This is a genomic window from Armatimonadota bacterium (assembly GCA_036504095.1).
GTDB lineage: Bacteria > Armatimonadota > DTGP01 > JAKQQT01 > JAKQQT01 > DASXUL01.
Genome location: DASXVS010000045.1, coordinates 152,372 through 165,944 on the forward strand (window position 1 = coordinate 152,372; position 13,573 = coordinate 165,944).

The following is a 13,573-nucleotide window of genomic DNA, read 5'->3' on the forward strand; positions in this document are numbered from 1 at the left end:
TGCGAAGACAAGGGCGATGCCCTCCCTGAATTCGTCTACCGTGACACAGAATTTCACCTGAGGGGTTGACAATTGTTATAGTACACTATATCATCATGGCAGGGACGAGTCCCGGAACAGACGGGGACACGAGTCAGGGCTCCACGCCAATGGTCGGATGAAAGTGACAAATATGAATGACGCTCGCAGACGAGCCTTTACACTGATCGAGTTGCTGGTGGTGATCGCCATCATCGCGATTCTTGCCGCCATCCTGTTCCCGGTCTTCGCTAAGGCCCGCGAACGGGCGAAGGCCATCAATTGCATTTCCAACCTGAAGCAGATGGGGATCGCCTCGAAGATGTATGAAGGCGACTACGACGATTTTCTCGTTCCGTACGCTCTCGGCACAACGGCCACGCGCTTCACGAAGCTTCTCCAGCCATACACGAAGAGCCTTGAAATCTTCACCTGTCCCAGCGACCTGCTTCGCCGGGACAAGCTGAACGATCCAAGCTACCCGCAATATCCCACAACCTATGGCCTCAATTGGTATATCAGCAGCGGCGCCGGCGTGTTTGCAGGGGTGTTCTACGCAGGCCGCCCCACCAGTTTCGTCAAGGACCCTTCCGGCACCGTCTGGTCCTGTGACTGCGCGGTGATTGACGGGTCAACAGCCGACAAGGCGCCGATCGACTGGAAGGAAGACAAGAAGATCGCGCCGACGTACAAAGCCGACATCTATTATTTCTACCTGCCGTGGGATACCTGGGGTTGGAGTGGCAAGGGTCTTCAATGGGTGCGGCCGTTCCCGCGACACCAGGGCCGTCTGAACGCGATGTTCTTCGACACGCACGCGCAGGCGCTTTCGGCAGACAAGATTCCCACCAAGGCCACCGACAACGGCGCCCCTGGCAATATGTTCGACAATTTCCCCGGGTAGCACGGCCGGCAACCGGCGGGCCGGCGCGGCGAACCAGGATTCGCGCGCGGACAATAAGTTCCGCCGCGACAAGATGTCCGGCGAGATCCCATCTGCTAGGCGGCGCGATGGGATTTCGCCGGGCTGACCATTCTGGGGTGCACCCGTTGCTCCGCGCAACGGGCCACCAACAGCCCCTAAGGACAAAGACCACCGAAATCCAGCGTTTCGGTGGTCTTTGTCCGTTTGATGCGAACCGAAGTGGCGGAGCTATCGGACCGATGCGTGGGGGCTGCGCGGAGGCGCGATCGCCTGGGCGATCGCCTTCTCGGCGAGCGGCGCCATTACCGCATAACCCTCGGCGTTCGGGTGAACCCCGTCGCCCGACCATTCGGCCTTGAACCCGCCCTTGTCATCGACCAGGGAAGTGTAGTAGTCCAGGTACACCGCGCCGTGACGCGCCGCGTATGTCTTGAGCCACGTGTTCAGCGCGCGGATCTTGCCCACCGGTTCCAGTCCCTTCCGCCAGGGAAAATCATATGCCGGCGTAATCGAAGCCAGCACCACCGCGATCCCGTTGGCCTGGGCGATGTCAACCATCGACATCAGATTGTCCTCGATGGCCTCCGGGGTTGTGGGGCCTGTGTTGCCGGCGATATCGTTGATGCCGGCCAGGATGACCACCACCCGCGGCTTCAGAGCTACCACGTCGGGGCGGAAGCGGATCAGCATCTGCGGGGTTGTCTGGCCGGATATCCCGCGGTTCACGTATGGCTTGCCCGGGAAGAAGGTGGCAAGCGCCCAGCCATCCGTTATCGAGTCGCCCATAAAGACGACGCGATTCTCGTGGGGCTTGGGCGCGGCCAATTTGGCGTTGTCTGCGGAATAGCGGGCGAGATTGGGCCAATCTTGCTGCGCCATCGCGGGAGCCTGCGCTATAGCCGAACAAACAGCGAACGAAAGAGCGGCGGCCGGGACCGCTCGCGAAAGGCCTTTGTTGAACATGATGTACTCCTTAGGGTTTTGCGGAAACGACGCCTCGAAGCTCTGAGGTCTGCCCGCTCTGATAGAACCAGTATACAACCCTGATGGGCGGGATAGACTGCCCGCGCGGCGGCAATGAGTCAGGCGCACCGTGTCGGATGCAGGCTCGGTCCCTGGACAGGGGGGCGGACGGCGGCCTCACTTGCCAGTCTGCGATAGGCCGGGGTAACATAACGGTCAGATGCCGCGAGCGCCGTTCCGAACTGGGACGCGCCGGGACGACCTCCTCGCGACCCGCCTTGGCTCTGCAACAAGGAGGTTCGTATGTGCCGCATGATCAGGTACGCTCTCTTTTTGATTTGGACCGGGTGTCTCGGCGCGCATGCCGTGGGAGCCGCAGATCCCTACACTTCAGTTCCCTTTCAGGCCGTTCTGAAGACCGCCGGCGGACAACCGGTGAACGGCCCAGTGTCCGTGACGTTCCGCATGTATTCAGTCCAGTCCGGGGGAACGCCGGTGTGGACTGAAACTCAGGCGCTGACGGCCGGCCAGGGCGTCGTCTCCACGATGCTGGGCGCCGTGACCCCCATTCACGACACATTCAGCGGCAGCCGGTACATCAGCGTGCAGGTGGGGTCCGACGCGGAAATGGCGCCGCGCACGATGCTGGCCGCCGTGCCGCTGGCGCTCACCCTGCCCGGTGTCTATCCCGATACCGGCACCGGCAATGTGTCACTCACCGGGAACCTTGGCCTGGGAACCAACGCGCCGGCTTTCAAACTCGACGCCCACGCGCCGCAGGCCGTGGCGAGGCTCACGAGCAACGCGAACGCGAATGGTTCGGTGATCGAGCTTCGTAACGACACCGCCTCCGCGGGTACGCTCGGGGCTATAAACTTCACCAGGTTCAACGCTGGCGGCCTGGAGTACCCCGGCCAGATTGCTTACTACAAACCGGACGCGCTGGCCTTTCGCGTGGGCGGAACCGAGCAGGCACGGCTGACAGCATCGGGGCGCTTAGGTATCGGGACCTCTCAGCCGGGGTTCCCGCTGACGTTCGGGAGCGCGCTGGGCGATAAAGTAGCCCTCTATACGGCGGCCGACGGAGTGAACAGCGTAGGGTTCGGCGTTCAAGCCAGCCTGCTGCAAATCCACTCCGACACCCCCACGTCGGATATCGCCTTCGGCTACGGCTCGAGCGCCGCCTTCACGGAAAACGTGCGATTCACCCACGATGGCAAGGTGGGGATCAGCACACAGGCTCCGGAACGGACACTGGACGTCCGGTATCAGGGCGACAGTGGGCGATCATCCCTGCGGGTCCAGAGCAACGGGTTGGGAGGTTCGGTCCTGGAACTGCAGACCTTGAATCCCACCTGGGGCACAATCTACGCGGACTTTCTCGGAGAGATCCGGTTTCTGGGAGGCAGCAATGTCGTCGGACAGATCACGATGAATCCTCTTTCGGTGATGTCCATCAGCACGCTGGGGTCCCCGCGCATAACTATCGCGGCATCAGGACGCGTCGGCATCGGCAACGTGAATCCGACGGAGATGCTGGATGTGGCCGGGAATGTGAAAGCCCTGAATGTCACAGTCCCGTCCGATTCGCGCCTGAAGAAGGACATCCGCCCGCTTACCGCCGCGCTGGAGAAGGTGGAATCGTGGAACGGAGTCACGTACAACTGGAGTCCCGAGACCTTCCCGGGCCATCACCCGCCCACGGGGCGGCAGGTGGGGCTCATCGCCCAGGAGGTTGAAAGAAGCTTGCCCGAGGTCGTGCGAACCGATGCAGAGGGCTACAAGTCGCTCTCGTACCAGAACCTGGTGCCGGTGCTGGTGGAGGCCATCAAGGAACAGCAGAAGCAGATCGGGAACAAAGACGCGCGGATAAGGGAACTGGAGAACCGCATGACGCGACTGGAGCGCGCTCTGCTCAAACGAACGCGGTCGGGCCGCTGACCAGGTGTCGCCACGCGCAGGAAGGCCCTGGCCGAAATGGCCGGGGCCCGGGCTTTACCGGCCGAAGCTGACGTATCGGAAGCCGGCGGCCTCCATTTCGGATGGGTTGAACATGTTGCGCGCATCGACCAGAACCGGCGTGCGGACGGCTTCGCGCAGCCGGGCCGGATCGGCGGTGCGGAACTGAGGCCAGTCGGTGACGAGCACCAGAGCGTCGCAATCCTGCGCCAGGTCGTAGATGTCCGAACACATCCGGATCTCGGGGATTTCGACGGTGGCCCTTTCCATGGCGACGGGATCATACGCCTTTACGCGCGCTCCGGCCTCGAGGAGCCGGTGGGCGAGGGTCAGGGCGGGGGCGTCGCGAAGGTCGTCTGTATTCGGTTTGAACGCCAGGCCCATCAGTCCGATCGTTTTCCCCTTGACCATCTTCAACTCGTGCTGTATCTTCTGGAAGCACTCTTCGCGAAGCTCCATGTTCACATCCAGCGCGGCGCGGATGATCGCCGGGGTGTGCCCGTATTGCGCGGCGATGTGCCAGAGCGCGGAGATGTCCTTCTTGAAGCAGGAGCCACCCCAACCGAGCCCGGCTTCGAGGAAGCGGTGTCCAATGCGGCGATCGTATCCGATGCCACGGGCCACCTGTGTGATGTCCGCGCCGACGTGTTCGCAGATAGTGGCCATTTCGTTGATGAAAGACACCTTCAGGGCCAGGAACGAATTTGCCGCGTACTTAATCATCTCCGCCGATGCGAGATCGGTGACGAGGAACGGAACCGGCAGACGGAGGTGCGGCGGCGGCATGAGGCCTGGAACGGCCACGCGACCCTCGATGAGCGGCGCGTACAGACTTTCCATCACCCGGATAGCCCGTTCGGAGCGTGTGCCGATCACGATGCGGTCCGGATAGAAGCTGTCCGCGATGGCCGACCCTTCCCGCAGGAACTCGGGGTTGCTCACCACGTCGAAATCCGCCACGAAATCGCCCGCCGAATGGTTCTGTGTGAAGCCATCCTGGAGCACCATTGCCACCCAGTCGCCAGACCCCACCGGCACGGTGGATTTGTTGACGATGACGCGATAGGATCCGTCGAGTGCGGCGCCGATCGCGAGCGCAACGGTCTCGACCTGGCACATGTCCGCCGAGCCGTTCGCGGACATCGGCGTCCCGACGCAGATGAAGATCACCTGCGCCCGGCTGACCGCTGCGGCGAGGTCGGTCGTGAAGGTGAGACGCCCCGATTCCGAGAGAGACGCGATGATATCGCTCAATCCCGGCTCGTAGATGGGTACGGCACCGGCTTTCAATGCCGCAATCTTCGATGCATCGTTATCAACGCAGATGACATGATGGCCGATTTGAGCCATTGCGGCCCCTGTAACCAGCCCCACATATCCGGTGCCTACAATCGCGACGGACATCGGTCTGCCGCTGCGGTCTTCTGCTTCAGCCATAGTCTTCATATCCTGGGAGTTCGGGCCTGCATTGGCGGGCTTTCCGGGGGGACCCTCGTCTCCCCGGCGTAACCCGTCGAATCAGATCACCAACCGGTCGCCACGATTCGCAAGGGAAAGGGTGGCCTGCGGTCGACCGGGAATTGGCGTAAATCTCACGCTTGCGACCGCGCGAATCACGGGAACGGGCCGGGCGGAGTGAACGCCATAATCCAGAAAGGGCAGGCCGTACGGCCTGCCCACGCACTTGGTGCTTGTTCTTTTCTGGCTGCCGACCTAGGATTCGAACCTAGGACCTACTGCTCCAGAGGCAGCCGCTCTACCAGCTGAGCTAGTCGGCAATACTGACATTATTCTAACATGCCGGGCCCGAAGTGTCAATTCACCGCTCACGGCACCGAAAGCGAATTCATCTCCGCCTCATATCCGCTTCCGCGCGGCGCGTAAAGAGGGTGGTCACTTCGGCGAAGGCCATGGCATATTACGCATTGGATACCGATTTCCACGGCGCCCGGGCATCATTCGGCGCCGATGACATATCACCGACCGCCGCGTCTGGGCCACTGGCGCGTTCATGAGAGGAGGTATGCGGATGAGAAACAGGCTTTTGCTGCCCCTGGTATCCCTTGCGCTTGCATCATTGCCATCCTCGGCGGCAGACTGGTACGTCACAACGGGCGGCACCGGAACCCAGACGGGCGCAGACTGGGACAACGCGCTGCCCACCATTTCCAAGGCGATGCAGCTCGCTTCCAGCGGGGATACCATCTCCGTCTGGGTGGGCGGGTACCACGAGCGGATCACCCTGAAGTCCGGTGTCCACCTTGTCGGAGGTTATTTCTTCAACGCGATCCGGCTTCCGTTCTGGTCGATTATCGACGGTGACGGTGGAGGCTCCGTGGTCACGGTTCAACCCGGTTCCGGGCCCAGCACAGTGCTGAACGGTTTCACCCTCCAGAATGGCAGCGGGACGCGCAGGGATGCGGCGTCGCCCGATATGTTCGGCGGCGGCATCTACTGCGCAAACGCGAAGCCTACCCTCCAATACAATCACATCACCGGCTGCCGCGCCACGTACGGCGGCGGCATCTACCTCGATAACGCCGCAGCGGACATCTCCCTGTGCCATTTCACCAACAACCGGGCGGTGGACGGTGCTGGCATCTTCTCCAATAACGGCTCGCCCCCTATCTACATCTGCACCTTCCTCCGGAATGTGGCGTACAGGAACGGCGGGGCGGTGGCGGGCAGCGTGACTCCCCTGATGATGCTGGCCTGCAACACGTTCGAGGCAAATAGCGCGTCGCACAATGGCGGTGCGGTGTTTGTGAACGGCGGCACGCTTTTGAACAATACCTTCATACGTAACACCGGCGCCGCCGGAGCTGTATTCGTGGACGCCGGGAATCCCGTCCAGGTCGTCAACAACATCGTCTCCCGCAATGAGACCGGCGTGGCGATAGCGCCGGGCGGCAGCGTTTCCATTCATCATAACGACGTGGTGATGAACGCGTTATTCGATTATTCGGGTATCGCGAATCCCACGGGTCAAAACGGTAACATCAGCGCTGACCCTGCCCTCGCCGATCCGCTCGTGGGAGACTATACGCCGTGTCCCGGGTCCCCCTGCATTGACAAGGGGGACGACTCGCTCGTCCAGACCGGGTGGAATGACTACTACCTGAAGCCGCGGATATCGGGCGTCTCCGCGGACATCGGAGCGGCGGAGTGGCAGCAACCCACTGCGCCGAAACCGCTGGCGGTCCGCGTGCGGCCTGACGGCGACGATGCCAATGACGGCGCCGATTGGGCGCATCCAAAGCGCACGATACAGGCAGCCGTGGACAGCGCCATCCTGTTGGACAGGGAGGTTTGGGTGGCCGCCGGCACATATGGCAATGACGTCAATATCCTCAAGGGCAACGTCATGCTTTACGGCGGCTTCGCCGGCGACGAAACGATGCGGAACCAGCGTAATCCCGCTGTCAACAAGTCTATCATCGACCGATGCCTGGTGCAGATTGCGGATCTTCCCAGAAAAGACAACCGCACGATAGTGGACGGGTTCACCATCCACGACGGCAGGGGATACTCGTCCGGGTTGTCCTACCAGGAGGGAGGCGGGCTAGATATCAACGGTTCCGCGCCCATCATCTCTGGGAACACGATCGAGGGCAACTATCTGACCACTGTTGACAGCTATGGTGGCGGACTCTACGTGGGATACACCTCATCGTCCTCGAACACCGATAGGCCGTATATCTCCTGCAATGTCATCCAGGGAAACTATGCGCGCGTGGGAGGGGGAATCTACATCACCTACTCCGATGCTTATGTCCGCAACAACGTCATCGAGATTAACCACTCCGAGACTCGTAACACCTATCCGGGATTCGGAGGCGGCATTGCCACCGAACACGCGACGGCGACGATAACGGGCAATACCATCCGAGGCAATCACGCGGACAGTACAGGAGGGGGCATCTATTGCTACGATCTGCCGGTCGTGGTACGGGACAATGCTGTTGTCGAGAACACGTCTGACGAGTTTTCGGCAGGCATCCATTGCTCAACTGATGCCCAGATACTCAATAACGTCATAAGGGGAAACGTGAGTTCGAACTCGGTCGGAGGACTGTCTTTAAAAAACGGAACGATCACCCTCGCAAACAACCTCATCGCCGTGAATAAATCCACGTCTTATGCGGGGGGGCTATGGGCGCATGAAGCAAGCGTGAACCTTTACAATAATACATTCGCCAGCAACGATCACGAGGCGGTGGAGATGATCTCGACTGCGGCAGCGCATACGCTCAACGTGGCCAACAACATCATCACTGGAAGCGCCACCGGTATCCTGATAAACGCTCCGGCCCCATCGACCGTCACGCTGTCCACAAACTGCGTTTTCGGCAACATTACGAACTATACCTACATCGCTCCGGGCGCGTCCGATATCCAGGTGAATCCCTTGTACGTAAACGCCACCGGCGGAGACTATCGGCTGCTTCCCGCCTCGCCCGCCATCGACGTCGGTACGGACAGCGCGGCCACCGGCGACTGGGACCTCGATGGACGGCCCAGGATACAGGGCAGCCACGTCGATATGGGCGCCTATGAATATGTGGCTGTCGCGCAGACGGGAGCGGCAGCGGCGCTCACCGCGTTGAAGATCGCCGCGGGGCTGCAGACGGCAACGCCGTTTGATAAGATGGCGCTTGATGTGGAAAGCACCGGGACGTCGAACGGGGTCATCGATCTCGGCGATGCAGTTCGCCTGCTCCGCATGGCCGCGGGTCTCTGAAGGCTGTCGCTTGAACCAGGCTGGCGGAGTCGAAGGACGCCATGCTGCCGGCTCCTTCGATTACGTCCGCACGCTCGTTACGCATCAGGATGCCTCGAACATTGATTGATCAGAGGTATTCTGAGCGTAACGGAGCGAAGTCAGCCTGTCCTGAGATTGCCTAAGGAGGCGGAACGGAGTCGAAGGACTACCGCCAAGCACGGTTGTCGGGTTTGAAGGTTCAGACGCCACCCTTCATCGCCCTGGCGATCTTTGTCCAGGTGTCGCGGAGGGTTGCCGTGCGATTGAAGACCAGTTTGTCGGGGGTGGAGTCGCTGTCCACGCAGAAATACCCCTGACGTTCGAACTGGTACCGCGTTCCCGGCTTGGCGCCGACGATGCCTGGCTCGACGAAGCAGATTGTTTCCTTCAGCGAATTCGGGTTCAGGTTGTCGAGGAACGTCTTGTCATCCTCTACGTCGTCCGGATCCGGCTTCAGGAAAAGGTGGTCATATAGGCGCGCCTCGGCGGGCACCGCGTGTTCCGCGGAGACCCAGTGCATCGTCGCCTTCACCTTGCGGCCATCCGGCGCATCGCCACCGCGTGTCGCGGGGTCATACGTGCATTGAAGCTCCACGATTTCGCCGTTCGCGTCCTTCACGACGCCCTCGCACCGAATGAAATACGCGTAGCGAAGGCGGACCTCCCTGCCGGGAGCGAGGCGGAAGAATTTCGGCGGCGGATCCTCGCGGAAGTCGTCGCGCTCGATGAAGAGCTCTCGACCGAAAGGCACCTTTCGGGTGCCGGCGTCGGCATCCTCCGGGTTGTTGACGGCGTCCATTTCCTCAATCTGCCCCTCGGGATAGTTCGTGATAACCACCTTGATCGGATCGAGCACCGCCATCACGCGAGGTGCGCGCTTGTTCAGATCGTCGCGCACACAATCCTCCAGCACAGCAACCTCGACCATATTGTGCGCCTTGGCGACACCGATTCTCCGACAGAATTCCCGGATGGCTTCGGGCGTGTAACCGCGCCTCCGGAGTCCGGCGAGGGTGGGCAGGCGCGGGTCGTCATAGCCGTTGACGTAACGTCCGTCCACAAGGTCGATGAACCGGCGCTTGCTCATGACCGTGTAGGTCATGTTCAGGCGGGCGAACTCGATTTGCCGCGGGTGGTAGATGCCCAGTTGGTCGATGAACCAGTCATACAACGGCCGGTGGTTCTCGTATTCCAGCGAACACAATGAGTGCGTAACGCCCTCGATGGCGTCCTGAAGCCCGTGCGCCCAGTCGTACATCGGGTAGATGCACCATTTGTCGCCCTGGCGGTGGTGCTCGGTGTGGCGGATACGATACATCACCGGATCGCGAAGGAGGATGTTCGGCGAGGCCATGTCGATTTTCGCCCGCAGCGTTCTCGCGCCGTCCGGGAATTCGCCGGCCCGCATTCGCCGAAACAGATCGAGGTTCTCGGCGATTTCGCGGTCACGGTAGGGACTGTTGACTCCCGGCTCCGTAGGCGTTCCGCGCATCTCGATCATCTGCTCGGCCGTCAGGTCGCAGACGTAAGCGCTGCCCTGATTGATCAGTTGAACGGCCCATTCGTACTGCTGCTCGAAGTAATCGGAACCGAAGAAGAGCCTGTCGCCCCAGTCAACGCCCAGCCAGCGCACATCCTCGACGATTCCGTCCACGAATTCCTGCTCTTCTCTCGCGGGGTTGGTGTCGTCGAATCGCAGGTTGAACAACCCGCCAAAATCCTGGGCGATGCCGTAGTTGACCCACAACGCCTTGGCGTGGCCGATGTGCAGATAGGCGTTCGGTTCCGGGGGAAAGCGGGTGTGCACGTGGTCGAAGCGACCCTCGGCGAGGTCCTGCTTGATGAATTCGCGTATGAAATCGGTCGGTTCGGCGCGCCCGGCGCCAGTCTCAGTGGTTGCTTTGTCAGTATCGTTCATAGTCTCATTCTATCTTGTCGGCGGAAACGGCCGTACATCAGGTCCGGGAAATCACAGTGAGATCATGGTGGCACGACTTGCTGGGTTGGTCAAAGGCGGCCCAACGCCCCACGGCGGCGCGCTTGATTGACCCCCGCACCCCCGCGCCGTATAATGTGCATGTGCGGGGTGTGGCGCAGCTTGGTAGCGCGTTCGCTTTGGGAGCGAAAGGTCGCTGGTTCGAATCCAGTCACCCCGACCATACTGGAACACGGATGATGGAAGATGGACGCTGGATTGGGCTTCCTCACCGAATCCTGCAGGAGAACCCCATGGAGAACCGCCGCCCGGCACGTTCATCTGCCCCGCCCATCGATCTTCAAACCCCTGTTACTTTCGTAAAGGGGGTGGGGGAGACCCGGGCGAAACTCCTCGCCAAACTCGGCCTCATCACCGCCGGCGACCTCCTGACGTACTACCCCAAGCGCCACGAAGACCGCTCCCGCGTCTCGCTGATTTCCAACGTTGAGGACGGCGAGGCCGCCGTTTTCCACGTCAAGATACTCGGCGCCGAAACCAAGGCCACCCGGAGCGGTGTACGGCTCACCAAGGTCACCGTTGAGGACGCATCCGCGATGGCGGGTATGACGTTCTTCAACCAGCCCTGGCTCAAGGATAAGTTCTACCGCCTGCGCGGCCAGACCGTGCCGGTGTATGCGACAGTGGCGCGCGATTCGTACGATGGTATCCTCGAACTCAAGGACGCCGAGGTGGATGACGGCACCAATGCGTCGTCGATGATGCTCGGTCGCATCGTGCCGTTCTATGGCCTCACCGAAGGCCTTCCCCAGAACACGATGCGGCGCATTATGCAGGCCGCCATCCCGGCTCTGGCGCCGCTTGCGGCCGAACCTCTGCCGTCGGACCTGCTCGATCGCCTCGATCTGATGTCGGTGGACGAAGCCCTGCGGCAGTACCATTGGCCCGAGTCGCTTGAAGCGTGCGAGGCCGCGCGGCGGCGGCTCGTATTCGAAGAGTTGTTCCTTCTCCAGACCGCGCTTGCCATCCGGCGCAAGCATGAAGTCCTGGATATCCCCGGCATCGCCTTCGAGATACCCCCGGGATTTGAACGTGAGTTCGAGCAGACACTGCCGTTTGAGTTCACGGCCGCCCAGTCTCGGGTCGTGGATGAGATCCTCGCCGATATGCGCCTGCCCAGGCCCATGAACAGGCTGCTTCAGGGTGACGTGGGGAGCGGCAAGACGGTGGTTGCCGTTGCGGCAATGGCCGCCGCCGCGCACTCCGGTTACCAGGCCGCCGTTATGGCGCCCACGGAAATCCTTGCGGAGCAGCATTACCGCAGCATGAGCGCGCTGCTCGTTCCGCGCGGCCTGAGCGTCGAGATGCTCAAGGGCAGCATGACAGCCAAGGAGAAGCGCGAAGCCCGCGACCGCCTCGCGATGGGCCTCAGCCCTATCGCCATCGGTACCCACGCGCTCATCCAGGACGATACCGTTTTCCGAAACCTCGGCCTGGTGGTCGTGGACGAACAACACCGCTTCGGTGTCGAGCAGCGCGCCAAACTCAGCCAGAAAGGCACTTTCCCTGATACGCTCGTGATGACCGCTACGCCGATCCCCCGGACTCTTGGCCTAACCGTCTACGGCGATCTGGATATCAGTTCCATCAACGAACTGCCGCCCGGCCGCAAGCCGATCAAGACCCATATCAAGCGGCCACAGGACCGGCAGTCGGTGTACGCAGCCGTCGAACGTCTCATCAACGAGGGCAGGCAGGCGTACGTTGTCTGTCCACTTGTTGAGGAGTCGGAGAAATCGCAGTCGCGCGCCGCGACGATGCTGGCCGAGGAACTCCAACGAACGGTCTTCCCGCATCGCCGGATCGGCCTCGTCCACGGCCAGATGCCGTCCGCGGAGAAGGACGAGACCATGACCGCATTCCGCGCGGGGGAAATCGACATCCTGGTGGCGACAACGGTCATCGAAGTCGGGGTGGACGTACCGAATGCGACGGTGATGGTGGTGGAAGGCGCGGAACGCTTCGGCTTGAGCCAGTTGCACCAGTTGCGCGGACGGGTCGGGCGCGGCGCGGAGCGCAGTTTCTGTATCCTCATCGCGAACCCCACCGTGGGGCAGAGCGACCAGCGGCTCGACATCCTGGCCAACTCCACGGATGGTTTCGAGATCGCGGAGCAGGATCTGCGCCTGCGCGGCCCCGGCGAATTCCTGGGGACGCGCCAGAGCGGGATGCCGGGTTTGAAGATCGCGAACATCATCACGGACATCGCGATCCTGTACGAAGCGCGGGAGGCGGCTCTCGTCCTCCTGGCGGACGACCCCACGCTTTCCAAGCCCGCGCATCACCCGTTGAAGACCGCCATCGAGCGGGACTATGCCGAGTTCGCGCTGGCGAACGTGAGTTGAAAGCGGTAACCCAAAACAGCAATGATGTAGCGGGGGTTCCCGAGCCGTGCCGAAGATTGGCAGGCCGGCGGACCTTCGTTTCACGTTCAGATGCCAAACGGACGCACAGCCATCTATCCGGGGACGTTCGATCCCGTCACCAACGGGCACGTTGACGTCATCGAGCGCGCCGCCCGCGTTTTCGAGCGGGTCGTTGTCGCGGTCGCCGATAATGCATCGAAGGACCCGCTGTTCAGCGTCCCGGAACGGGTCGAGTTGCTGAGCGCGGTGACGGTCGGACTGGAAAACGTTTCGGTAACGTCGTTCCACGGCCTGTCCGTGGATTTTGCGAGGTCGAACGAGGCAACGGTTCTTATCCGTGGATTGCGCGCCGTTTCCGACTTCGAATACGAATTTCAGATGGCGTTGATGAACCGCCATTTGGCGCCGGACGTCGAGACAGTGCTGATCATGACGGATGCCGAAAAAGCGTTCCTCAGCAGCAGCACCGTGAAGGAAGTGGCGAGGCTGGGCGGCAACGTGCACGGCCTTGTTCCCGACGAGGTAGAGGCGGCTCTTCGGGCAAAAAGGAATGAGCAGCCACGAGGATGATCGTGCGAAGGGCA

General features: G+C 61.5%; 8 protein-coding genes and 2 tRNA genes. 6 read left to right on the top strand and 4 right to left on the bottom strand.

Annotated elements, in window-relative coordinates:
- Positions 1–172 precede the first annotated feature (172 nt).
- Entirely contained in the window at positions 173–922 is a 750-nt protein-coding gene (locus VGM51_10525) for a prepilin-type N-terminal cleavage/methylation domain-containing protein (protein HEY3413473.1), read from the top strand.
- A 249-nt stretch (positions 923–1,171) separates the two neighbouring features.
- Here VGM51_10525 and VGM51_10530 read toward each other — a convergent pair whose 3' ends face one another.
- Positions 1,172–1,906, bottom strand: coding sequence for an SGNH/GDSL hydrolase family protein (locus tag VGM51_10530; GenBank protein ID HEY3413474.1), 735 nt, complete (start codon positions 1,904–1,906; stop codon positions 1,172–1,174).
- 303 nt (positions 1,907–2,209) lie between these two features.
- Between VGM51_10530 and VGM51_10535 the strand changes: the two genes are divergently transcribed.
- Positions 2,210–3,847 (top strand): tail fiber domain-containing protein, encoded by a 1,638-nt coding sequence (locus VGM51_10535; protein ID HEY3413475.1) that lies wholly within the window; start codon positions 2,210–2,212, stop codon positions 3,845–3,847.
- A gap of 54 nt (positions 3,848–3,901) precedes the next feature.
- On the opposite strand, the gene VGM51_10540 is transcribed toward VGM51_10535, so the two are convergent.
- A complete protein-coding gene (locus VGM51_10540) occupies positions 3,902–5,269 on the bottom strand; it encodes a UDP-glucose/GDP-mannose dehydrogenase family protein (GenBank protein ID HEY3413476.1) in 1,368 nt (455 codons plus the stop codon).
- A 298-nt stretch (positions 5,270–5,567) separates the two neighbouring features.
- Positions 5,568–5,643 (bottom strand) — tRNA-Gln (locus tag VGM51_10545).
- A 251-nt stretch (positions 5,644–5,894) separates the two neighbouring features.
- Between VGM51_10545 and VGM51_10550 the strand changes: the two genes are divergently transcribed.
- Positions 5,895–8,606 carry a choice-of-anchor Q domain-containing protein gene (locus VGM51_10550; GenBank protein HEY3413477.1) on the top strand — a complete coding sequence of 904 codons (2,712 nt, stop codon included), beginning with the start codon at positions 5,895–5,897 and terminating at the stop codon, positions 8,604–8,606.
- 220 nt (positions 8,607–8,826) lie between these two features.
- Here VGM51_10550 and VGM51_10555 read toward each other — a convergent pair whose 3' ends face one another.
- The gene (locus VGM51_10555; protein ID HEY3413478.1) at positions 8,827–10,545 is read right to left on the bottom strand and encodes a glutamine--tRNA ligase/YqeY domain fusion protein; all 1,719 of its coding nucleotides are present in this window, start codon (positions 10,543–10,545) and stop codon (positions 8,827–8,829) included.
- Positions 10,546–10,709: 164 nt separating this feature from the next.
- On the opposite strand from VGM51_10555, the gene VGM51_10560 reads away from it, so the two are divergent.
- The 3 genes from VGM51_10560 to coaD all read left to right on the top strand — a co-directional run bounded on the left by VGM51_10560 (position 10,710) and on the right by coaD (position 13,559).
- Positions 10,710–10,786: transfer RNA gene (locus tag VGM51_10560), tRNA-Pro, on the top strand.
- Between the two features lie 70 nt (positions 10,787–10,856).
- Positions 10,857–12,968: an ATP-dependent DNA helicase RecG gene (gene recG / locus VGM51_10565; GenBank protein HEY3413479.1), complete on the top strand. Its 2,112-nt coding sequence runs from the start codon at positions 10,857–10,859 to the stop codon at positions 12,966–12,968.
- 90 nt (positions 12,969–13,058) lie between these two features.
- Entirely contained in the window at positions 13,059–13,559 is a 501-nt protein-coding gene (gene coaD / locus VGM51_10570) for a pantetheine-phosphate adenylyltransferase (GenBank protein ID HEY3413480.1), read from the top strand.
- Positions 13,560–13,573: the final 14 nt, after the last annotated feature.